Raw genomic sequence first — 22368 nt, forward strand, 5'->3', positions numbered from 1 at the left:
CGGGTCACCTCAGGGCATGTTCTTCCGACCGAGGCAGTCGAACAGCGGTTCCACCTTGTCCCAGACCTCGCGCACGCCGGCCGAGAGCTGGCTGTTGCCGTCCTGCTTCATCGTCAGCGCGTGCTCGTACATCTCCTCCAGCGAGGGCATCTCGGGGTTCCAGAGCGTGCCCCACAGATACACGTCGTCGAGGTACGGCGTCACCAGCTGGTGCGTGTGGATGTCGACCGTCTCGACGCCCGCGGCGTTGTCCCGGTCGAGGAAGTCCGGACTCCCGAGCACCTCCGTCAGCACGCCGTCGTTGACGAGCGGGGCGACCTTCGACATCTTCTCCTCCGGGCCGTAGATGAGGAACGTCCCGCCCCACGCCGTCGTCGGGTCGAAGTCCGCGAGCTTGTTCTGGAACAGCGCCTTCCGGGCGAGCATCTGGAGCTTCGACCGGTCGAACGAGTTCGCGTGGATCTTCCCGAGCACCGGCGCGAGCACGACCGCCGGGTTGTACGCCCGGTCCGGGTCGAACGGGTACTTGTCCTGCACCGGCCGGAAGCTGTCCGCCGGGTCGAACACCTCCCCGCGGATGGAGAGATCCGACTCCTGCTCTACGACCTGCGGGATCGAGGACATCGTGAACGCTTCGAGGAACGCGACGAGCGGCTTGTTCAGGTCGGCGAACTCCGGCGGGTTGTACCGCTCGACGCCGTGGATGCGCGGCTCGATGTCCTGCGTCGCCTCGCGCAGCTTCCGGTTGTCGAACGGGATGATGGCGTCCACGCTGGCCGCCGTCCGGGCCATCCCGATGACGCCGTTGACCATCGCTCTGCCCGACCGGTCGGCGTACTCGCTGGGGATGACGACCGACGAGAAGATCGGTTTTCCGACGACCTTGTCGGCGTCCAGCACCGCCTCGCGGAGCTTCTCCGCGATGACCGGCGTCGACCCACAGCCGGTGCCCTTCGTCACGCTGTGGACGAACATGATGGCCTGCGAGTCGCGCAGCTCGACCGGGTTCGTGTCCCAGCGCTCCTGGAACGGGTTGCCGCCGTCCTCGAAGTCCGCGAGCACGAAGTCGCGCCCGTGGTCCCAGCGATAGCCCGCCCCCGCGTAGTTGTGCACGCCCTGCCCGATGATGCAGTTCGCGACGATGTCGTGGCGGTTGTAGCCCTTCTCCTCCTGTGCGTAGTACGTCTCCTCGATCTCGGCGACGTTCGTGTTCAGCACGCCCGCCCCCGCGAGCCCGCCCTCCCAGATGCGGACTCGCTCCTCGTTCTCGTCGGCGAGCGTGTTCCGCCGCAGCAGGATGGCGTCGATGATGTGGTTCCCCGCCCCACCGACGCCGATCATGTACCACTTCTTCCCCACGGAGGAGAGCCCGAAGTCCGCCTCCGACCCGGCGTTCGCGCCGTTGCCGTTTCGGCCACCCGGCACGGGCGGTTCGTCCGCCCCCTCGTCCTCGGTCCAGTACCGCTCCTCCACGAAGATGGGGTCGTAGAGGTCCGGATACACCTGCTCTACCGACTTCGGTTCGTCTCGGTGCTCGTGAGCGATGTGGCTCTCCAGCGTGTCGTGGTCCCACTCCCCACGAGGAGAGACACAGATTTTACACGTTTCAGACATGATAACCGGCGGTCACTGTGGGGAACTGGCATCGGGGGCGATATGAACGTACTGGCCCCTGAAAGAAGGACGTGAGCTGGACCGCAGTGGTTCGGGGTGGCTAACGGATCGAGAGAACAATCGACGGGAGCGACGACCGGCTACACGTACTGCTCTTTGAACCGGTCGTAGAGTGCATCCAGTGCCGCTGGCGCGTCGTTCCGGTCGGTGAAGCGCACGTCGACGATGCCCGGCGGCGCGCCCGCGGGCAGGTCGAACGACTCCACGAGGTCGTTCTGGCGGTTGCAGAAGCGCTCGATCGCGGCCAGCGCCTCGGACTGCACCGCGTACTCCGGGAGGTCGCCGGTCTCGAGGTGGACGGTGTCCGAGCCGGCCTCGGCGACGGCGGCGAGCTCATCGAACAGCAACAGCACCTCGTCGACGTACTCCTCCGGGTTCACGTACTCGTCGCGACTGCTGCTGGAACTGGACGAGGTGGCCGTGGAACGACCCACCGACCGGTCCCGGTCGGCCGTCGGCGCTGCGGAGACGGGCTCGCCGCGCGTGTCGACGCTGATGTGGCCGTCTTCGACGTGGTAGTCGACGCCGTACTCGCTCTCGAAGGCGGGCGCGAGGTCGCGGGCGAGCTCGGGGTCGACCGCCTGTGGGAGGCTCACGCGGTCCTGCCCATGGTCGAGTGCGCCGGCGAGGCTGCCGAAGAACTGCACCGCCGTCAGCAGCCCATCTGCGGTGTCGCGCGCCTCGCCGACGAGCCGTTCGGCCTCGTCGAACCGACAGTCGTGGAGCGCCTCGCGGGCCTCGCGGAGCTGTTCCTCGACGCTGTGGACGCTGTCGACCCCGGGGTCGTGGCCGTCGACCAGCTTCTCCTCGACGCGGTCGCGGACCGCACCCTGGAGGCGTTCCAGCTCGTCACGGGTGCGCTCGACATCGGTCTCGGCTGCCTCGTGGGACGCGTGGAACGACTCCTCCGTGTCCGAGACGTGGCGCTCGATGCGCTCCTGGTGGACCCGGATCTCGCCCAGCGCGTCGGCGACCGTCGCGAGGTCCACGTCGTCGCGGCCGAGCAACCGCCCGATGGTCCGGTCGACCTCGGCGACGTGCGTGGGTTCGTTGCTCGGCGGGAGCCTGACCTCTCGGAACGTGCTCTGGAGGTTGACGACCTCGTAGGTCCGGCCGTAGCGCGAGCGCACCGTCAGGTCCACGTCGCCGCGTTCGACCGCTGTACGGACGCCGTCGGCGAGGTCCGACTGGATGCGGTCGACGGCCGCGTCGGGGTCGCGGCGCTTCGCGCTCTCGAGCAGTTCCGCGGCACGCCGGCGGCCGTCGCTGGCGTCCGCGACCGAGGACCGTACGTTCCCGATCTTCGATTCGAGTTCGTCGTAGCCCTCGCGCTCGCGCTCTGCGGCGTCCCGGGCCTCCGCGACGGCGTTCGGCGCGAGCTCCGCGACGGCGTCGAGCGTGTCCTCGCCGACCTGCCGTCTGTACTCGGCGTCGAACGTCTCGCGCTTGCGGGCGACGAGGTCCGACGCCTCGGAGAGGTCCTCGGCGGCGGCCGATTCGAGGTCGACCTCCCAGTCGCGGAGCCAGGCACCGCCGAGGGCGCCCGCACTGGCGACGAACGGGACTGCGAAGAACAGCCCGAGCTGGACGACGCCGATGCCGCTCCCGAACAGCGACGAGTAGACACCGAAGAACAGCACGAGAAAGAGCACCGAGACGAGGCCGGCGCAGGCGAACGTCACGTCGCGGTTCCGCAGCAGGCCCATCGCCACGCCCTGCCCGACCCACGCGGCGGCGATGAGGACGAAGAGCACGAGTACGACCGCCGTGCTCGCCTTGAACTGGATGGCGGCCTCCCTGAACACCTGCAGCGAGATGAACGCGTCCACGACACCACCGACGACCGGGAGCGTGCGCGCCTCCACGCCGGCGAGCGCGAACGCGGCCTGCAGGAACGTCCCGACGACGGGGAGTCCGGCGAGTCCCCACCCGGCGAACGGTGACAGCTGTCCGTCTTGCATACCCACACCTCAGACGGGTTGCATGAAAACGTTTGTCGCCGTCGCTCCGGGGGCGGTATCGGCAGCACCGCCGCTGCGAGGTCGGGGCGTCCGGTCTGTCGGTGGGCCGTTACTCCTCGCTCTCGTCGCGGATGGCGCGTGCGAGTACGGAGTGGAGCATCGGGTTGCCCTCGTCGTCGCGTTGGAACAGCGGCTCGCCGCCGAGTCGGTCCTCCAGCGTGTCCGTTCGCTTCTCGACGGTGCGTTCGGTGTACCCTGTCTCCTCGACGAGTTCGTCGAGTGTCAGCGGGCCGTCCGCCTCGGCGAGGGCCTCGGCGATCTCGTACTCGGACTGGACGTACTCCGAGGCCATCTTGTCGACGAGTGCGGCGACTTCATCCGGTATCTCCTCGGTCATGCCCCGGATTTGTACGCCGGGTGTCCTAAATGATTCGGGAACGGCCCGAGCGGGGCCGTGGTCGATTCCCAGCGGGTGACAGCACGGGCGAACACGTTCGGGAACAGCTACTCCGCCGAATTAGAACGAATATCGTCCATGGCGACGGAAACGGACTCGCAGACGGAGGACGTACCGTGGCCCCAGCGACTCCTCGACAGCATCTGGTTGCTCGCGCTCGCAGCCATCGTCTACTGGGTGCTCTCGTACATCGTCTGGGGGCTGATAGACATCTTCAGCGTCCCCATGGGGTGACCACGGATGGACTCACCGCTCGACAAGCCGGAGGGGAACTGGTGGAACGAGACCATCAACCGGCGCGAAACGCTGTGGATCGCGCTCTCGGCGGGCTGGGCCGTCACCCTGTTCGGGTGGATGATCGGCTGGACCGAGTTCGGCGACCAGAACAACGTCGGGCAGACGTTCAGCATCACGCCCGACGAGTTTCAGGGGAAGGTCTCCGCGTTCAAGGACGCGGCCGAGCAGACGGACCGGGGGTTCGTCCCCGCCGGCGACGACGTCTACGTCGGCGCGCTCCAGTGGGGCTGGGACGGACTGCCGGTCGTCCTGGAGGCGGGTGAGACGTACAGGTTCCACCTCGGCTCGTACGACGTCCAGCACGGCTTCTCGGTGCGCAACGAGGACAACCTGAGCCAGCAGATCTCGCTGCAGATACTGCCCGACTACGAGTGGGTCGTCGAGATGTCGTTCGACGAGCCCGGCACGTACCACGTCGTCTGCAACGAGTTCTGTGGCAACGGGCACCGGAGTATGCACAGCGCCATCCAGGTGGAGGAGTGATATGTTCGGACTCAGTACCTACGACTACGACGACGACGGCTTCCGCCGCTGCTCGGTGACCGGCCTCGACATCCACCGCTCGGCGGAGGACATGGTGAAACTGTACGGGCTGACGGCCATCCTGGCTCTCGCGGTGGGTGGCGTGTTCGCGGTGTTCGTCGCGCTCACGCGCTGGGAGCTCGTCGGGCTGCTCTCGCCCGGCGACTTCTACACCTACCTGAGCATCCACGCGTGGAACCTGCTCATCTTCTGGATGGTGTTCATGGAGATCGCGATCCTCTACGTCGGCGGCCCGTTCGTGCTCGGCAGGCGGCTCGCGCTCCCGTCGCTCGCGAAGGTCGGCTACGTCGTGATGCTCGCCGGCGCTGTGACGGTCAACGTCGCCATCTGGCTGACGAGCTACCCGAACAACGCGCCGCTGCTGACCTCCTACGTCCCACTGGAGTCGAGCTGGCAGTTCTACCTCGGGGCGCTCGTGTTCGTCCTCGGCGCGATAATCGCTGCACTGCCCTTCTTCGCGACGATGTGGAAGGAGAAGCGCGAGAACCCCGGCGACACGCTCCCGCTGGTCGCCTTCGGCGCGTTCGCGACCAGCATCATCGCGTTCGAGGCGCTGCTCGGCGGCGTGCTCACCTACGGGCCGGCGCTGCTCTGGCGGCTGGAGATACTCGCGACGCTCGACTCGGCGTTCTACCGCCAGATGTACTGGATCATCGGCCACGGCAGCCAGCAGATTAACCTGCTCGCGATGATCACCGTCTGGTACTTCATCACCCACGTCGTCGGCGGGGCCGAGGTCGCCAGCCAGAAGGTCTCCCGGACGGCGTTCGTGCTCTACCTCTTCTTCATCAACATGGGGGCGGCCCACCACCTCATGTCCGACCCGGTGGTCTCGACCGGCTGGCGGATGTGGAACACGTCGTACGCGGCCTACGGCGCGGTGCTGGCGAGCATGATCCACGCCTTCGCCATCCCCGCCGGGCTGGAGGCCGGCCGCCGCGCCAAGGGCAAGGGCGGCGGCCTCTTCGGCTGGCTCTGGAGCGGCCCGTGGGACGACCCCGGCTACTCCGCGACCATCCTCAGCATCGTCCTGTTCGGCTTCCTCGGGGGCATCACCGGCGTCATGATGGGCCAGATGCAGCTCAACATGACCTGGCACAACACGCTCGCGACGCCGGGCCACTTCCACGCGACGGTCGCCACCGGGACGACGCTGGCGTTCATGGGACTGGGCTACTACGTCCTCCGGCTGGTGTTCGGCCGGGACTGGGCGCTCGGTCCCATCGCGAAGATACAGCCGTTCCTCTACGGCGGCGCGATGGGCGTGACCGTCGTGATGATGATGTACGCGGGCGTCCTGTTCGGCGTCCCGCGCCGGCACCCGAGCGTGATGGACATCCCCGGCACCGAGTTCAGCTTCGAGGCGGCCACGCCGTTCTTCGCCGTCTTCGGCGTTGGCGCACTCGTCTCCATCACCGCCGGGGCGCTGTTCGTCGTCGTCGCCCTCGCCACGCTGTTCACCGGCGACGAGTTCGAGGGCGGCCCCGTCGGTGACCTGAGTCGGACCGTCGCGGACGGCGGAGAGGGGACGACCGAACCGCTCCACGAGCAGAGCATGCGCGGGACGTTCGTGCTGACCCTCGTGTTCTTCGCGACGTTCGTCGTGCTCACGGCGCTGAACTGGTACCTGCTCTCGAACATCTGGCAGATAGGCCCCTGACGATGGACCGGGACCTCCCGCGACAGCTCTGGTCGCTCGTCAAGCCCCGCATCGTGGCACTGCTCTGTGTCACGGGGCTGTTCGCGCTGCTGGCGGCAGGCGGCGGCCCGCCGAGCGTCGTCGTCGGCTTCGTCGTCGCGGGCGGGCTGATTGCGGCGAGTTCGGCCGCATTGAACTGCTGGTACGACCGCGAGCTCGACCGCCACATGGACCGGACCGCGGACCGGCCGCTCCCCAGCGGTGCACTCGACCACCGGGTCGCACTGGTGTTCGCCGTCGGCCTGTTCGTCGTCGGGAGCGCGGTCGGGCTGGCGACGCTCCCCCCCGGCGCTGTCGGCTACATGTGGCTCGGCGTCGCCGCCTACGTCGGGCTCTACACCGTCGGGCTGAAGCGCCGGCACTGGACCGGCGTCGTCCTCGGCGGCTCCGCCGGCTCGTTCCCCGTGCTCGCCGGCTGGACGGCCATCGCGCCGCTCTCGGTCGAGGCCGTCGTCATGGCGGCGGTGGTGTTCGCCTGGACGCCGGCCCACGCCTGGGCGCTCGCCCACGTCTACCGGTCGGACTTCGCGGCCGCCGGGGTGCCGACGCTGCCGGTCGTCGCCGACGAGGCGGTGGTCCGCCGGGTGGTGTGGTACTCCGTCTGGGCGACGCTCGTGGTCGCAGCAGCGCTCGTCCCGTTCGCCGGCCTGCTCTACTCGGTCACGCTGGCGGTCGCCGGGGGTGCGTTCCTCCTCGGCTACCGCGGGTTCCGGCACACCGGGGGCGACCCCGAGGCAGTTCGTGCGTTCTTCACGTCGAACCTGTTCCTGGCGACGCTGTTCGTCGCCTGGGGCGTCTCCGGCGTCGTCCCGGGGGCCGACACGGCGCTCGCGGCTATCGCCGTCGTCGCCGTCCCGGCGCTGTTCGTCGGGCTCTGGAACGCCCGGCCCGCGCTCCGGGGTGTCCGGGCGGAGCCCGGCCACGAGTGGCGGCCGGTCGTCCGCGCGCTGGTCGACGAGCTCCCGGTCGTGCTCCGGGAATACGTTCGGGACAACGACCACCCGCGTCCCACGGATAACTCCAACCGATGACGGACGAACCGACCGAGTCCACCGGTGCCGACGACGCCGCCTCGCCCGTCGCCCTCCTGTGCGAACTCGTCGGCAACGCGTGGAGCACGCTCAAGACGGTCTACTACGCGGACTCCGCCAGCTGGCGCGTCATGAAGGCCGGCGGGCTGCTCTTCTTCGGGCTGTTCTGCTGGGCGGGCTCGAACATCCTCTACTCGTACAACCAGGACCTCTGGTTGCTCCGCTACCCCATGGCCTACGGGTTCCTGCTCCTCGCTTACGGGCCGATCCACCACCTCGTCACGCTCCCACTTTCCTACCGCCTCCGGAGAGCGAACGGCTGGCTCCGGACGGTCGGCCAGCGGCTGCCCAACGGGATGCTCGTGGTCTTCCTCGTGGCGGTTCTCGTGCTCGGGACGTTCCCGGTCGGGGCGATGACCGTCGACTTCCGGAGCACCCTCGAGTCGAGCGGGGCCGACATCAGCCCGGACCTCCACTGCATCAAGTCCGACGTCGGGGACGACGTTGAGATACACTGCCACCTCTCCGAGTCCCGCGGGGTGGACAGCGTCGTCGTCCGCAGCGGTGGCAACGACATCCACGTCGACGACGACCCGCCCTACGAGTTCACCATCCGCGCGAGCGAGGTGGAGTCGGTCCGTGGCCAGCAGCAGTTCACGGTCGAGCTCCGCGACGAGGACGGGGGCCTCGTCCGGCGGTACGTGCGCCGCCTCACGCTCATCGAGGAGGGCTGACGGCACCAGAGGCATGTACCGTCGGGTCGAAGGGTCCTATCAGATGAGCGCAGCTACCGACCTCCGGGAGCTCCTCGCGGACGGGGAGGAACTGACCATCGTCTGCCACAACAACCCCGACCCCGACTGCCTCGCCAGCGCGCTCGTGCTCGGGCGCATCGCGGCCGAGGCGGGCATCGACGAGCGTCGTATCCTCTACAGCGGCGACATCTCCCACCAGCAGAACCGGGCGTTCGTCAACCTCCTTGAGATCGACATCCAGCAGTTCGACCCGGCTGTGGTCCACGACCGCCCCGCAGGGTCGCTGCTGGCGTTCGTCGACCACTCACGACCCGGCGTGAACAACCACGTCCTGGAGGGGACACCCGTCGACGTGGTCATCGACCACCATCCGGCCGACGGGGTCGAGGCGCGGTTCGTCGACCACCGGGAGGACGTGGGTGCGACCGCCACCATCCTCACCGAGTACGTCCGCGAGCTCGGGACCGAGGTCGACGACCGCATGGCCACCGCGCTGCTCTTCGCCATCCGCCGGGAGACGCTCGGCTTCCTCCGCGGTGCGACCCCCGCCGAGTACGAGGCGGCGAGCTACCTCCACGGCCTCGCGGACCGAGACCTGCTCAGGAAGCTGTCGAGTCCGTCCGTCAGCAGCGCGACCGTCGACGCCATCGCGGACGCCATCGATAACCGCGTCGTCCACGGCGGCGTGTTGCTCTCGCACGTCGGCCGGACCAGCGAGCGCGACGCGCTCCCGCAGGCCGCGGACTACCTCGCCACGCTGGAGGGCGTCGACACGACGTTCGTCTTCGGCATCGTCGGCGAATCCATCCAACTGAGCAGCCGGACGACCGACTCGCGGGTCCACGTCGGCGAGGTGCTCACCGACGCGTTCCAGGAGGTGGGCAGCGGCGGCGGCCACCGGGAGATGGCGGGTGCGGAGATACCGCTCGGCATCTTCGCGGACTACACGAGCGACGACGAGCTGCTGGTCGACATCGTCGAGTCTGTCGTCACGGCGCGACTGCTCGCGTCGCTGAACATCGAGCCGGACGACGGCGACAGCGAGGCTGAGAACGACTGACGGTTCCACGCCCCGACCAGCTACTCGGCTCGTCGGGCGACCCGGGAGGTCGGCTACAGTCCGAGTATCTCACGCGCCTCGGCGGGCGAGGCGACCGGGCGGCCGAGCTCCTCGGCGACGCGGACGACGCGTTCGACGAGCTGGGCGTTGCTCTCGGCGAGTTCGCCACGCCGGTAGTAGACGTTGTCCTCCAGGCCGACGCGAACGTGGCCGCCGAGGAGTACGCCGAGCGTCGCGAACGAGAGCTGATGTGGTCCGAACCCGAGGGTGTTGAACTGGGCACCATCGGGCAGGTCGTCGATGGCGTTGAGCAGGTTCCGAGGGCGTGGTCGGGTGAGCGTCCCGCCACCGAAGATGAGCGTCGCGTAGACCGGCTCGGCGAGGTCACGGCGCGCCAGCAGCCCGTGGGCTTCGTTGATGTGGCCGTCGTTGAACAGTTCGAGCTCGGGCTTGATGCCGCGTTCGACCATCTCCTCGTGGAGCGCGTCGACCATCCCGCGGGTGTTCTCGCTGGTGAGGTGGTCGTAGCGGTTCAGCGGGCCCATGTCGAGCGACGCCATCTCGGGTGCCGGGTCGGTCCGGAGCGGGAGGTGGCGGTCCGCGGCGGGCGCGGCGGTCCCACCCGTCGAGTGCTGGATGACGACGTCGTCCGCGTACTCCCGGACGGCGTCGTCGACCTCCTGGAAGCGTTCGGTGGCGAACGACCGCTCGCCGTTCGGCGTCCGGGCGTGGAGGTGGACGACCGACGCACCGGCGGCCTCCGCCTCGGCGGCCGCCTTCCCGATCTCCTCGGGTGTCTCCGGGAGGTTCGGGTTCGCCTCCTTGCCGTGGACGCCGCCGGTCAGCGCCGCGGTGACGATGACCGGTTCGCGGTCGAGGTAGTCGGTGTAGGCCACGTCACTCACCGACTCCGGACTCGGCGTCGCGGTATATCTCGCAGTGCTCGGCGTGGTCGAGGTCGTACCGGTCGTTGCAGACGTCGGCCCGCATCGGCTGGACGAACCCGTCGGTGACGGTGCAGTACGCTCGCGGCTCGTCGAACGTTCGTCCGTCGCCCTCCTGCCGGTACTCCAGATGAGGACAGCTCATGGCGGCCGTTCGCCGGCGACGGGAGTAAACGTTTGGTAGGCGGTGGCACGTGCCGTGGTCCCGTTCTGCCGTCACCGCTGGTCCCGTTCTGCCGTCACCGCTGGTCCCGCTCTCTCGTCGCCGCTGTGCGAAACGACATAGGGCGGCGGAGCGTACTCCGAGGTATCATGCAACACGATGCTTCCGGCGACGTCCGCTTCGAGTACGACTCGCCGACGCTCCGGCTCGGGAGGGGTTCGGTCGCCGACCTCGGCGAGGAGCTCGCTGCGGCGGGCTGTGAGCGCGCACTGGTCGTCTGCGGCTCGACGGTCGGCCAGACCGACGCCGTGATGGAGCCCGTCCGGGCCGGCCTGGGCGACCGGCTGGCCGGGGAGTTCGCCCGGACGACACCCGACAAGCGGCTCTCGAACGCCTACGACGGCGTCGCAGCGATGAAACGCCACGACGCGGACGCGCTCGTCGCCGTCGGTGGCGGGAGCAGCATCGACGTGGCGAAGGTGATGAGCATCCTGCGCGAGGACGACCGGGCCCCCGACCGGGTCGGTGCCGAACTCGCCGAGACCGGCACCATCTCCATCCCCGTCGGTGGGCTGACGCCCATCTTCGCGGTGCCGACGACGCTCGCCGGGGCGGACCTCTCGCAGGTCGCTGGCATCACCGCACACCCGTCGTCGAGCCTCGTCGAGGAGTTCGTCGCCGGCGGCGTCGGGGACGCCCGACTGATGCCGACCGCCGTCGTCGGTGACGCCGAACTCGTCGCGACGACGCCCGCGTCGGTGCTCGCAGGGTCCGCGATGAACGGCTTCGACAAGGGTCTCGAGACGCTGTACGCGAGCACCCGGACGCCGGTGACGGACGGTACGGCGAGTCACGGCCTCAGACTGCTCGCCGAGCACCTGCCGCGGCTCCGGAGCGAGGGTGCGACACCGGGCGTGCTCGAACCCGTCGTCGAGGGCATCACGCTGGTCCAGTACGGCATCTCGCGCCCCTCCGAGACGACGCTCTCGGTCGTCCACGCCTTCGGTCACGGGCTGACGCGGGGCTACGGCGTCCAGCAGGGCGTTGCCCACGCCGTCGTCGTCCCGCACGTCCTCCGGTACCTGTTCGAGCACGTCGACGGTCGCCGGGAACTGCTCGCGGAGGCCCTCGGCGTCGGCGACGCGGCGGAGCCGGCGACCGCGGTCGTCGACGCCGTCACCGCCGTCCGGGATGCGCTCGACCTGCCGACCCGGCTCCGCGACGTCGACGGGCCGGAGCCCGAAGAGTTCCCGGCCGTCGCCGAGGCCATCCTCGGCGACTCGTTCATGCGAAACGCACCGCCGGGGCTCGACGCGACACGCGAGGAGGTCGAGGCGGTGGTCGAGGCGGCGTACTGACTGAGGCGGCGTCTGCCGGTCGACCCCGCCCGGCACAACCGCCGGGCGAACATGTACCCGACAACGGTCAAACGGGGTCCACCACAACGACCCGTCAATGGCACTCGGGAGCGAACTCCTCCTCACGACAGTCACCGCCGCCGTCCTGTTCGCGGTCGTCGGCTTGGTCACGTCGCGGGTCGACTGGCGCACGTACGTCTACGCCGACGCCGGCTACGGAGCGGCTGGTGGGGAGGCAGTACACGTCGAGAAACCGGGCGGTATCGTTCGCTGGCTCACCACGGTCGACCACAAGGATATCGGCCTGCTGTACGGGCTCTTCGCCGTACTCTCGTTCGCCTGGGGTGGTATCGCGGTCCTGCTGATGCGGGTCGAACTGCTCACCCCGGCGAGCGACGTTCTCGGGTTCGAGCTCTACAACGGACTGTTGACCAGCCACGGCATCACGATGCTGTTCCTGTTCGGGACGCCGATCCTGGCTGCGTTCTCGAACTACCTCATCCCCCTGCTCATCGGGGCCGACGACATGGCGTTCCCACGCATCAACGCCATCGCGTTCTGGCTCCTGCCGCCCGGCGCGGTGCTCATCTGGGGCGGCCTACTGCTCGGCCCGTTCGTCGAGGGTATCTCGGGAGCACAGACCGCCTGGACGATGTACGCGCCGCTTTCGGTCGAGCAGCCGAACCCCGGCGTCGACCTGATGCTGCTCGGACTGCACCTGACCGGCGTCAGCGCGACGATGGGTGCGATAAACTTCGTCGCGACCATCTTCGCGGAACGCTCCCGCGAGGTCGGCTGGGACACGCTCGACATGTTCTCGTGGACCGTGCTGGTCCAGTCCGCACAGATACTGTTCGCGTTCCCGCTGCTCGGGAGCGCGCTGGTCATGCTGCTGCTCGACCGGAACGCCGGGACGACCTTCTTCACCGTCGAGGGTGGGTCACCCATCCTCTGGCAGCACCTGTTCTGGTTCTTCGGCCACCCCGAGGTGTACATCCTCGTGCTGCCCCCGATGGGGTTGATCAGCTACATCCTGCCGAAGTTCTCGGGACGGAAGCTGTTCGGCTTCAAGTTCGTCGTCTACTCGACGCTCGCACTCGGCGTCCTCAGCTTCGGCGTCTGGGCCCACCACATGTTCGCGAGCGGCATCGACCCCCGACTGCGGGCGTCGTTCATGGCCGTCTCCATCGCCATCGCGGTGCCGTCCGCGGTGAAGACGTTCAACTGGATCGCGACGATGTGGAACGGAAGGATCCGTCTCCACGCGCCGATGCTGTTCTGCATCGGGTTCATCGCGAACTTCATCATCGGCGGCGTCACCGGCGTGTTCGAGGCGTCCATCCCCGTCGACCTCGTCCTGCACGATACGTACCACGTCGTCGCCCACTTCCACTACGTCATCATGGGAGGCATCGCATTCGCGGTGTTCGCGGGCGTCTACTACTGGTTCCCCCTGTTCACCGGTCGATGGTACCAGCGGACGCTCGCGAAGGGGCACTTCTGGCTCACCATGGTCGGGACGAACCTCACGTTCTTCCCGATGGTGCTGCTCGGCTACGGGGGGATGCCCCGCCGGTACGCGTCCTACAACGTGACCGCCGGTCCGCTCCAGTACTTCACCGACCTCCACGTGCTCGCGACGGCGGGCGCGTTCGTCCTCGCGGTCGGCCAGATACTGTTCGTCTGGAACGTCGTGGTGTCGTGGCTCGAAGGGCCGCGCGTGGAGAGCGGCGACCCATGGGAGCTTGACGAGGACGGCACGCCAGGGCGGGAGTGGCAGTGGCTCGCCGACCATCGGAGACCCGCCGTCGCCGATGGGGGGACCGACGAGGAATGACCCCCGGCCTGTCGAGCGCGTTCGGTGCACCCTCGGAGCTTAGTGGCCTCGCCCCGGAGGTCCGGACATGAACACGGTGACCCTCTCGCGGTCCATCGACGCGCCCGCCGAGACAGTCCGGGAGGCGATGGCCGACCTGCAGGCGTTCACCGAAGCCGCCGGCTTCGACGACGTCGCCGTCGACGGCGACGAGGTGGTCATCACGAACCACGTCGGCCTGCTGGAGCTCCAGCTGGAACTCGTCGTGACCGTCGACGAGCCCGACCGGCTCGTCCTCGACCAGCGCGACGGCATCTTCGAGTCGATGGAGACGAGGTACACCGTCACCGGCGATACGGAATCGTGCGAGGTGACCGCCGAGACCGACTTCGCCCTCGACGTGGCCATCGTCGGGGCGGTGCTCGACGCCACGGTCATCGAACGACAGCGTTCCGCGGAGCTGACCCGGCAGCTCGACTGGTTGCAGGAGCGGTTCGAGGACGGCTCGTAGCCGTCCCGGTCGAGTACGAAGCAATTTTAGTTCCACCGGTCCGTCACTGTACGTATGGACTACGAGGACCAACTGGACCGCGCGATGGCGGAGACGCCCGAGATCAGCTCCACGGGCGAGCGCTTCAGCGTCCCCGACGCCGAGGTCCGCCAGGAGGGGAAGATGACCGTCTACGAGAACTTCAGGGAGACGACGGACGTCATGAACCGGGAGCCGTCGCACGTCATGAAGTTCTTCCAGGACGAGCTGGGGACCAGCGGCCACATCGACGAACGCGGCCGGGCGCGGCTGAAAGGCGAGTTCCGGCGGGACCGTGTCGCCGATGCGCTCGCGGAGTACGTCGACTCGTTCGTCCGGTGTACGGAGTGCTCGTCGCCGGACACGCGGCTGGTCACCGAGCAGGGGACGACGGTGCTGAAGTGCGACGCCTGCGGGGCGCTCTCGGCGGTCCCCGACCTGTAGTCACTGGAGCTGTTTCAGGGTCTCGAGGTCGCGTTCGGTCCGCATGAACTCCGCCAGGCGACGCGTCGCGTGGCAGGACGGACAGCTGTAGTTGCGTTTCGGCCCGGGGAGCTCGTCCGGTCCCAGCTCCCACTCCTTGTTGCATTCGGGACAGAGAAGCCGGACGTAGGTTTCCACCATGACACCGGATAACACTGCGTGGGGAGAAAAAGGTTGAGGCTACAGCTGGTGGTCACGAGCGATTCCCCGGCGTTCGAGCCGGGGGTGGATGGACCGTCTTATGCGGCCGCGAAGCCCGTATCCGAGGCCTCGAGCAGCTCCTTGTACCGGTTCCGGATGGTGACCTCGGAGATGTTTGCGACGTCGCTGACCTCGCTCTGCGTGACCTTCTCGTTGGTCAGCAGTGCGGCCGCGTAGATAGCGGCCGCCGCGAGGCCGACCGGCGACTTGCCCGAGAGGATGCCCTCGTCGCGGGCGTTGTCGAGCAGCTGGCGTGCCCGGCGCTCGGCCTCGTCGCTGAGGTCGAGGTCACTGGCGAACCGTGGCACGAACTTCTCGGGGTCGGCGGGCTGGATCTCCAGCTTCAGCTCGCGCACGACGTAGCGGTAGGTGCGGGTCAGCTCCATCTTGTCCACGCGGCTGACGATCGCCATCTCGTCGAGGCTGCGCGGCGTGCCGGCCTGTCGGGCCGCCGCGTACAGTGCGGCGGTGGCGACGCCCTCGATGGAGCGGCCGGGGAGCAGGTCCTCGGCGAGCGCGCGGCGGTAGATGACCGACGCGGTCTCGCGCACGTTCTTCGGCAGGCCGAGCGCGCTGGCCATGCGGTCGATCTCGCCGAGGGCCTGTTTCAGGTTGCGCTCCTTGCTGTCGCGGGTGCGGAAGCGCTCGTTCCAGGTGCGTAGCCGCTGCATCTTCTTGCGCTGTCGGCTGGACAGCGAGCGTCCGTAGGCGTCCTTGTCCTGCCAGCCGATGTTCGTCGAGAGGCCGTCGTCGTGCATCATCTTCGTCGTCGGCGCACCGACGCGGGACTTCGAGTCGCGCTCGCTGGCGTCGAACGCACGCCACTCGGGGCCGCGGTCGATGTTCTGGTCGTCGATGACGAGCCCGCAGTCGGTACAGACCGTCTCGCCGTGTTCGGCGTCGAAGCGGACGTCACCGGCGCACTCGGGGCACGTCATCTCGGCCTCGTTCGTCTCGGTTCGGGTTCGCTCGTCCGTATCTTTCTCCGTCGTCTGTGCCTCGTCCGTGAAACGTGTGGTTACTGAATCGCTCATGATGATCTCCTGAAGCTCGCCTCCGTTGGGGCCAGAAAGAAAGGGCGTTCCCGTCGGAGTACTCTTCACCCATAGTTAGTGCGGCAAGTATATAAACGTTTCCCTTACTTTATAAGCTAACTGCCGACGAGTACATGCTTTCCACGCTCAGCAGTGAAACACTTAAATACCACTGTGCCACCGATTCGCGTGCCAATATAAAAGGGTTCGTTTCCTCAGCGGCCGGCGCGCCGACGCGCGAGCCCAGCCGCCGCGACGAGCGCGACGAGCGCCACGGCGATGCCGAAGCCGGGCGACCCGCCGTCGCCGGACTCGCCGTCACCGCCGTCCGTCTCCTGCATCTCCGTCTCCTCCATCATCGTCGTGCCGTCGTCCATCGCGGTCGTCTCCATCGGGTCCTCCTCGCTGTCGGTCTCGGTCCCGCCGTCCATCCCGCCCGTCACGGTGGCGCTGGCGGTGTCGACGACTGCGCCGCCGTCGTAGACGTAGGGGCCGTCCGCTGCACCCTCGCTCTCGGCGAAGGTGTACGTCTCGTCACCGTCGCTGTCGTGATGCGCCATGGGGACCAGCGTCGAGTCCTCCTCCAGCGGCGCGTCGAGCGCGATCTCGACGTTCTCGTGCGTCCCCGGACCGAGGTACTCCGAGGTGCCGCGGATGCTCTCGAACACTGCGCCCTCGGTGACCGTCGCGTCGTGGACCGTCACGAAGCCGCCGTCCTGCAGCGTCACGGAGTCGACGACGACCGTCGTGCCGTCGGTCTCCTGGTCGTTCATCTCCACGAACGCGCCGACCTGCACGCGGGCGGTGTCGACGACTGCGCCGCCATCGTAGGTGTACGGACCGTCGGCGGCACCCTCGCTCTCGGCGAAGGTGTACGTCCCGTCACCGTCGGAGTCCATGTGGGCCATCGGGACCAGCGTCTGCGTCGAGCGGACCGGCCGGTCGAGCGTGACCGTCACCTCCTCGTGGTGACCGGCTTCGAGGTACTCGGACGTACCGAGGACGCTCTCGAACACCGCTCCGGCGAACAGCGAGCTGTCGTGGATGGTCACGAAGCCGCCCTCCGCGAGGTCCACGTCCTCGACGACGACCGTGCGGCCGTCGGAGGTCTGGTCGGCCATCGAGACGCTCGCGCTGAGCGTCACCACGCCGGTGTCGACGACCGCTGCGCCGTCAGCCGTGTACGGGCCGTCGTCCGCGCCTTCGCTCTCCTCGAAGGTGTACGTCTGGTCACCGTCGGTGTCCTTGTGTGCCATCGGGACCAGCGTGGTGCCCTCGGTGACCGGCTCATCGAGGATGACCTCGACGTCCTCGTGCGTGCCCGGTGCGAGGTACTGGGAGGTGCCGCGGATGCTCTCGAACACTGCGCCCTCGGTGACCGTCGCGTCGTGGACCGTCACGAAGCCACCCTCGGGCAGGAACACCTCGTCCACGACGACGCGCTCGCCGCCGGTGGACTGGTTCGCGAAGCGCACGGTCGCCTCGGTGCCGATGGTGACGACTGCCGTGTCGACGACGGCCCTCCCGTCGGCCGTGTACGGGCCGTCGGCGGCACCCTCGCTCTCGGCGAAGGTGTACGTCCCGTCACCGTCGGTGTCCTTGTGTGCCATCGGGACCAGCGTCGTGTTCTCCGTCAGCGGCTCCTCCAGCGTGATGCGGACGTTCTCGTGGACGCCCGCCTCGAGGTACTGGGAGGTGCCGCGGATGCTCTCGAACACCTGGCCCTCGGTGACCGTCGCGTCGTGGACCGTCACGAAGCCGCCCTCCGAGAGCTCGACGCGGTCGACGACGACGGTGTCGTTCGCGACGACGCCGTCGGCCATCGAGACCGTCGCGGAGACGGTGATCGCGGCCGTGTCGACGACGGCGCTCCCGTCGGTCGTGTACGGGCCGTCGGTCTCGCCGTTCGAGGCGACGAAGGAGTACGACCGGTCGCCGTCGGTGTCACGGTGGGGCATCGCGACGAGGGTCGCGTCCTCGCTCAAGGGGTCGTCGAGCGTGATGGTCACGTTCTCGTGCGTGCCAGCTTCCAGATAGCTGGACGTGCCCAGCACGCTGCCGAACACGGTGCCCTCCGTGACGCTCGCGTCGTGGATGGTCACGAAGCCGCCCTCCGCCAGCGTCACCTCGTCGACGGTCACCGTGTGGCCGCCGGAGGTCTGTGCTTCGAACGTCACCGAGGCGTGGTTCGCCTCGGCCGTCGTGTCGGTACCTGCCGCCGCCACACCCGCGACCGCGCTGGTGCAGAGTGCGACGACGACGATCAGTACTGTCAATCTGTCCCGCATACCCTGTCCGACGGGGATGTATTAAAAAGGAATTTTCCGAACTGCGGCCCGGCTCTCACCCAATTTCGTTCCACATGTAGCCGCAGTACTGTGGTTTTCGACTTCGAGAACGTCGCTCGCTGGCGCTCCGTCTTCCGGAACACGCCACTATAAACGAGTCTGGTAAGCAACCGGTCGTCTCAGCCGGCGAGAATCGCGAGGGAATCAGTCCCAGCTGACCCAGAGGAGGAAGGCGAGGCCGAACGACTGGAGCCCGTGGATTATCATCTGTGCCTGCCAGACGGGCGATATCTGGTCGTGCCACCAGCCCGACAGGGTCGGGTCCACGAGGTAGTAGTACAGCACGAGGGCGTTCTCCGCCAGCAGGAACACCGAGAATATGAGCAGTCCGAGCGTGTGCTTCGAACGGAACGTGAGGTAGTTGCGCCCCCAGATGTAGCCCAGCACCAGCAGCAACAGCACGTTGACGCCGGTCGAAACCTTCGCCAGGTCCACCCAGATGCTCATCTGTCTCCTCCTTTGGCGAGTCGCATGAAATACTCTTTCCCAATTTCGGCCATAGTAGTGCTCAGTCCACCTGTTCGATGATCTGCTCGACCGTGTCCCAGTGGTCGCGCGCCTGCCCCGTCGGGAGGTACACCGCGCCGTAGTCGTCGCCGCTGTTCTCCACGATGTCGTTCTCCATCAGCACGTCGAGGTGGTGTCGGACCGTCTTGTAGTCCAGGTCCAGCTCCTCGGCGAGCTTGTTCGCGTTTCGCGGCCGTTCGTCGATGGCACGCAGGATGCGGACCCTGTTCTCGCCGCCGCGGGTCCCGGTCATCACGTACCAGAGAACGGCCTCCATCAGTACGTCCCGACTCGGTCCCCCCTTGTAATTCCATCGCCAACGAACGGCGGTATCCCGGCAGCGGCAGGGCCTGCTTCGGGGAACACTTATAAATCGAGACCCACCGTGGGTGGGGTATGGACGACCGTCACTTCGAGACACGCGAGGTACACTCACACGCCAGGAAGGACCAGTACGGCGCGATGATGCCGCCAATCTACGCGAACGCCACGTACGAGTACGCGTCGCCGACGGAGCAGAAGGGCGAGCACCGCTACTCGCGCATGTCCGAGCCGACACGTGGCGCGCTCGAGGAGTCCTTCGCCGCGCTGGAAGGCGGTGCGCACGGCTTCGCCTTCGCCACCGGGATGGCGGCTATCGACGCCGTGTTCGCGTCGACGCTCTCCCCGGGCGACCACGTCGTCGCTGCGAAGAACCTCTACGCCGAGACCCACGACCTGCTCGCGGACGTCTACTCGGAGTACGGCATCGAGACGACCCACGTCCCGGTGAACGACGCGGACGCCATCGCCGACGCCATCGGGCCCGACACCGAGCTCGTCTACTTCGAGACGCCGACGAACCCCGTCCTCAGGGTCGGCGACATCGAAGCCGCCGCGGAGGCGGCCCACGAGCACGACGCGCTGCTCGCCAACGACAACACGTTCGCCTCGCCGTACCTCCAGCGTCCGCTCGAACTCGGCGCGGACATCGTCGTCGAGTCGCTGACGAAGTACCAGGGCGGGCACTCCGACGTGCTCGCCGGCGCGGTCGCCACGAACGACCCCGAGGTCGCCGAGGATATCGAGTACACCCAGTACACCCGTGGTGCAGTTCTCGGACCGTTCGACTCCTTCCTCGTCCTCCGGGGGATGAAGACGCTCTCGACGCGGATGGACCGCCACTGCGCGAACGCTCGCGCCGTCGCCGAGTTCCTCGACGACCACCCCGGCGTCGACCCGGTGTACTACCCCGGCCTCGAATCACACCCGAACCACGACGTGGCGGCACGCCAGATGGCGGACTTCGGCGGGATGGTAGCGTTCGAACTGGAGGGCGACCGCGACACCGTCGCCGAGTTCGCCGCGTCGCTGGAGGTGTTCGCGCTCGCGGAGAGCCTCGGTGGCGTCGAGAGCCTCGTCGAGGTGCCGGCGCTGATGACCCACCAGGACCTCTCCGCCGAGGAGCTCGCCGAGGCCGGCATCGACGAGGGGCTCGTCCGCCTGAGCGTCGGCATCGAGCACCACGAGGACCTCCTCGCCGACCTGGAACGCGCGCTCGACCTCGCACTCGACTGAGCCATGGCCGAGGAGCCCGACACCGACGAGTTCCCCGACGACGTGGTCGAACTCGCGGCTCACCTCGTCCGCATCGCGTCGGAGAACCCGCCGGGGAACGAGAAGCCGTGCGCCGAGTACATCGTCGAGTGGTTCACCCAACACGGCGTCGACGCCGAACTGGTGCCGACGCCCGGCACGGACCGCCCCAACGCGGTGGCGACCGTCGGCTCCGGCGGCCCGACACTCGTGCTGAACGGCCACACCGACGTCGTCCCGGCCGACGACCCCGACGAGTGGGCACACGACCCCTTCGGCGGTGAAGTCGCCGACGGCCGGCTCTGGGGACGGGGCAGCGCCGACATGAAGACCGGCCTCGCGCTGGCGATGGTCGCCGCCCGGAACCGCGAGCACGCCGACCGGGACCGACCCGGCACACTCGTCGTCCACGCCGCCGCCGGCGAGGAGACGGGCCTGCCCGGGACCCGGACCCTCATCGACGAGGGCTACGGCGGCGACTTCGCCGTCGTCCTCGAACCGACCGAGTTCCGCGTCGCCACGAGCGCGAAGGGCGTCGTCACCTACCGTATCGGCGTCCACGGCGAGTCGACCCACGCGAGCAACCCCGACGAGGGGACGAACGCCATCGACGCGGCACGTGCCGTCATGGACCGCATCGACGAGTACGATGCGCGACTCCGCGAGCGGTCCGACCCGCTCGTCGGCAGGGCGTACGCGAACGTCACCGCCTTCGAGGCCGGCACCGGTTCGAACATGGCCGTCGTCCCCGCCCGCGCCGAGTTCCTGCTCGACCGGCGCATCCTCCCAGAGGAGTCCATCGAGGACGTGGACCGCGAGGTCGACGACCTGCTCGCCGCCGCCGAGCGCGAGGACGGCGTCGTGACCGACCGCGAAACGGTCCAGCACTACGCCTCCGCCGGCATCGAACCGGACCACCCGCTCGCCGAACTGGTTCGCGAGCGGACCGGCGACCTCGCGCCCGCCGAGCCGTGGGGCATGGCGGCGGCGACCGACGCCCGGGAGTTCGTCGCCGATGGGGTCCCGGCCGTCGTCTGGGGGCCGGGGTCGCTCTCGGAGGCCCACACCGTCGACGAGTCCATCCCGGTCGCCGACGCGGAGCGTGCGCTTTCGCTGCTGGAGGGAATCGTCGACGACGTGCTCTCGGGAACACTCGACGGATAGGCACGAGAGCCGACGAGAAATCGTTTTTCAGATGGTGAACAGGTGCCCCTCGCGCGGTACGTCGAACAGACCGACCCGCGCACCCGCGTCCAGCCACGCGTGTCCATAGGAGAACGCCGCCAGCGCGTTCACGAGATCGTCCTCCTCGCGGAAGTGCTCGCCGTCGTCGAGGTACGACGCCGCCATCTCCAGGCAGTCGAGCGCGGCCTCGCCCATCGGCGTGTCCTCGGGTGGAGCGACCGTCACCTCGTCGAGTGCCTCGGCGAGCAGGTCGTGGTAGCGGTCGGTCTTCTCCTGGAGGTCCGCCGCCATCTCAGAGCCAGTCGGTCGCCCAGGACTCTATCTCGTCGAAGACGGGACAGAGCGACTCGCCCTTGTCGGTGAGGCTGTAGTAGGATGCGATGGGTGCGTCGGCCTCGACGCGCCGCTCGACGAAGCCCAGTTCGGCGAGGTCGTCGAGCACTCGCGAGAGGGTGCGCGAGCTCGCGCCGGTGGAGCGCTTGAGCTCGTTGAACCGCTTCTCGCCGTCGGCGAGGTCGTGGAGGACGACGAGCCGCCACTGGGAGCCGATCTGTTCGAGGGACCTGACGACGGGGCACGCGCCCTCGTTCTTCTCGGCGGCGGCGTTCCTGTCGGCGGATTCGAGTGCTTCCGATGACATCGATGTTATCTGGTTGTACACTTGTCCGCTGAAGTATATATAGGTTCGGAATCGAACCAGGTAACGTAATGAAACCAGACTACGAATCACGACTCGTATCGACTCGGA

24 protein-coding genes are annotated in these 22368 nt (G+C 68.1%); 12 read left to right on the plus strand and 12 right to left on the minus strand.

Going from position 1 to position 22368, the window contains the following annotated elements:
* Nucleotides 1-9 precede the first annotated feature (9 nt).
* The 3 genes from NOW55_RS03360 to NOW55_RS03370 form a co-directional block, all read right to left on the minus strand.
* Nucleotides 10-1614, minus strand: a complete 1605-nt coding sequence (locus NOW55_RS03360; protein WP_256398652.1) for an FtsZ/tubulin family protein — start codon at nt 1612-1614, stop codon at nt 10-12.
* A 140-nt stretch (nt 1615-1754) separates the two neighbouring features.
* The gene (locus tag NOW55_RS03365; protein WP_256398653.1) at nt 1755-3635 is read right to left on the minus strand and encodes a hypothetical protein; all 1881 of its coding nucleotides are present in this window, start codon (nt 3633-3635) and stop codon (nt 1755-1757) included.
* Nucleotides 3636-3744: 109 nt separating this feature from the next.
* Nucleotides 3745-4032 (minus strand): hypothetical protein, encoded by a 288-nt coding sequence (locus NOW55_RS03370; RefSeq protein ID WP_256398655.1) that lies wholly within the window; start codon nt 4030-4032, stop codon nt 3745-3747.
* Between the two features lie 138 nt (nt 4033-4170).
* Here NOW55_RS03370 and NOW55_RS03375 point away from each other — a divergent pair, with 138 nt between their 5' ends.
* Genes NOW55_RS03375 through NOW55_RS03400 form a run of 6 tightly spaced genes read left to right on the plus strand, consistent with a single transcriptional unit; the run spans nt 4171 to nt 9477 of the window.
* Complete coding sequence (locus NOW55_RS03375; RefSeq protein ID WP_256398656.1) at nt 4171-4326, plus strand: hypothetical protein; 156 nt, start codon at nt 4171-4173, stop codon at nt 4324-4326.
* A gap of 6 nt (nt 4327-4332) precedes the next feature.
* Entirely contained in the window at nt 4333-4872 is a 540-nt protein-coding gene (locus NOW55_RS03380) for a cupredoxin domain-containing protein (protein WP_256398657.1), read from the plus strand.
* 1 nt (nt 4873) lies between these two features.
* On the plus strand, nt 4874-6592 hold the full coding sequence (locus NOW55_RS03385) for a cytochrome c oxidase subunit I (protein ID WP_256398658.1): 1719 nt from the start codon (nt 4874-4876) through the stop codon (nt 6590-6592).
* A 2-nt stretch (nt 6593-6594) separates the two neighbouring features.
* A complete protein-coding gene (gene cyoE / locus NOW55_RS03390) occupies nt 6595-7662 on the plus strand; it encodes a heme o synthase (RefSeq protein ID WP_256398659.1) in 1068 nt (355 codons plus the stop codon).
* Nucleotides 7659-8396 carry a hypothetical protein gene (locus NOW55_RS03395; RefSeq protein ID WP_256398660.1) on the plus strand — a complete coding sequence of 246 codons (738 nt, stop codon included), beginning with the start codon at nt 7659-7661 and terminating at the stop codon, nt 8394-8396. Before cyoE ends, NOW55_RS03395 begins: the two co-directional genes overlap by 4 nt.
* A gap of 43 nt (nt 8397-8439) precedes the next feature.
* A complete protein-coding gene (locus NOW55_RS03400) occupies nt 8440-9477 on the plus strand; it encodes a DHH family phosphoesterase (protein ID WP_256398661.1) in 1038 nt (345 codons plus the stop codon).
* A 53-nt stretch (nt 9478-9530) separates the two neighbouring features.
* On the opposite strand, the gene NOW55_RS03405 is transcribed toward NOW55_RS03400, so the two are convergent.
* Nucleotides 9531-10373 carry a beta-keto acid cleavage family enzyme gene (locus tag NOW55_RS03405; RefSeq protein ID WP_368407732.1) on the minus strand — a complete coding sequence of 281 codons (843 nt, stop codon included), beginning with the start codon at nt 10371-10373 and terminating at the stop codon, nt 9531-9533.
* 1 nt (nt 10374) lies between these two features.
* Entirely contained in the window at nt 10375-10566 is a 192-nt protein-coding gene (locus tag NOW55_RS03410; protein WP_256398663.1) for a hypothetical protein, read from the minus strand.
* A gap of 167 nt (nt 10567-10733) precedes the next feature.
* Between NOW55_RS03410 and NOW55_RS03415 the strand changes: the two genes are divergently transcribed.
* The 4 genes from NOW55_RS03415 (at nt 10734) to NOW55_RS03430 (ending at nt 14731) form a co-directional block, all read left to right on the plus strand.
* Nucleotides 10734-11942: an iron-containing alcohol dehydrogenase family protein gene (locus NOW55_RS03415; RefSeq protein ID WP_256398664.1), complete on the plus strand. Its 1209-nt coding sequence runs from the start codon at nt 10734-10736 to the stop codon at nt 11940-11942.
* 97 nt (nt 11943-12039) lie between these two features.
* Nucleotides 12040-13779 carry a cbb3-type cytochrome c oxidase subunit I gene (locus NOW55_RS03420; protein ID WP_256398665.1) on the plus strand — a complete coding sequence of 580 codons (1740 nt, stop codon included), beginning with the start codon at nt 12040-12042 and terminating at the stop codon, nt 13777-13779.
* Nucleotides 13780-13846: 67 nt separating this feature from the next.
* Nucleotides 13847-14269, plus strand: a complete 423-nt coding sequence (locus NOW55_RS03425) for an SRPBCC family protein (protein ID WP_256398666.1) — start codon at nt 13847-13849, stop codon at nt 14267-14269.
* Nucleotides 14270-14323: 54 nt separating this feature from the next.
* Nucleotides 14324-14731 carry a translation initiation factor IF-2 subunit beta gene (locus NOW55_RS03430; protein WP_256398667.1) on the plus strand — a complete coding sequence of 136 codons (408 nt, stop codon included), beginning with the start codon at nt 14324-14326 and terminating at the stop codon, nt 14729-14731.
* On the opposite strand, the gene NOW55_RS03435 is transcribed toward NOW55_RS03430, so the two are convergent.
* From NOW55_RS03435 to NOW55_RS03455, 5 genes are all read right to left on the minus strand, one after another.
* The gene (locus tag NOW55_RS03435) at nt 14732-14911 is read right to left on the minus strand and encodes a DUF7836 family putative zinc-binding protein (RefSeq protein ID WP_256398668.1); all 180 of its coding nucleotides are present in this window, start codon (nt 14909-14911) and stop codon (nt 14732-14734) included.
* A gap of 98 nt (nt 14912-15009) precedes the next feature.
* Nucleotides 15010-16005, minus strand: a complete 996-nt coding sequence (locus tag NOW55_RS03440; protein WP_256398669.1) for a transcription initiation factor IIB — start codon at nt 16003-16005, stop codon at nt 15010-15012.
* A gap of 215 nt (nt 16006-16220) precedes the next feature.
* On the minus strand, nt 16221-18293 hold the full coding sequence (locus NOW55_RS03445) for a DUF7282 domain-containing protein (protein WP_256398670.1): 2073 nt from the start codon (nt 18291-18293) through the stop codon (nt 16221-16223).
* 204 nt (nt 18294-18497) lie between these two features.
* The gene (locus tag NOW55_RS03450) at nt 18498-18800 is read right to left on the minus strand and encodes a DUF8036 family membrane protein (RefSeq protein WP_256398671.1); all 303 of its coding nucleotides are present in this window, start codon (nt 18798-18800) and stop codon (nt 18498-18500) included.
* A gap of 61 nt (nt 18801-18861) precedes the next feature.
* Nucleotides 18862-19137: an ArsR/SmtB family transcription factor gene (locus tag NOW55_RS03455; protein ID WP_256398672.1), complete on the minus strand. Its 276-nt coding sequence runs from the start codon at nt 19135-19137 to the stop codon at nt 18862-18864.
* A gap of 119 nt (nt 19138-19256) precedes the next feature.
* On the opposite strand from NOW55_RS03455, the gene NOW55_RS03460 reads away from it, so the two are divergent.
* Together NOW55_RS03460 and NOW55_RS03465 are read left to right on the plus strand one after the other, a co-directional pair.
* Nucleotides 19257-20417, plus strand: coding sequence for a trans-sulfuration enzyme family protein (locus NOW55_RS03460; protein ID WP_256398673.1), 1161 nt, complete (start codon nt 19257-19259; stop codon nt 20415-20417).
* A 3-nt stretch (nt 20418-20420) separates the two neighbouring features.
* The gene (locus tag NOW55_RS03465; RefSeq protein ID WP_256398674.1) at nt 20421-21599 is read left to right on the plus strand and encodes a M20 family metallopeptidase; all 1179 of its coding nucleotides are present in this window, start codon (nt 20421-20423) and stop codon (nt 21597-21599) included.
* Between the two features lie 27 nt (nt 21600-21626).
* On the opposite strand, the gene NOW55_RS03470 is transcribed toward NOW55_RS03465, so the two are convergent.
* Together NOW55_RS03470 and NOW55_RS03475 are read right to left on the minus strand one after the other, a co-directional pair.
* On the minus strand, nt 21627-21911 hold the full coding sequence (locus tag NOW55_RS03470; protein ID WP_256398675.1) for a DUF357 domain-containing protein: 285 nt from the start codon (nt 21909-21911) through the stop codon (nt 21627-21629).
* Nucleotide 21912: 1 nt separating this feature from the next.
* Nucleotides 21913-22260 (minus strand): winged helix-turn-helix transcriptional regulator, encoded by a 348-nt coding sequence (locus NOW55_RS03475; protein ID WP_256398676.1) that lies wholly within the window; start codon nt 22258-22260, stop codon nt 21913-21915.
* Nucleotides 22261-22368: the final 108 nt, after the last annotated feature.

Source organism: Haloarchaeobius litoreus, assembly GCF_024495425.1.
Classification (GTDB): Archaea; Halobacteriota; Halobacteria; order Halobacteriales; family Natrialbaceae; genus Haloarchaeobius; species Haloarchaeobius litoreus.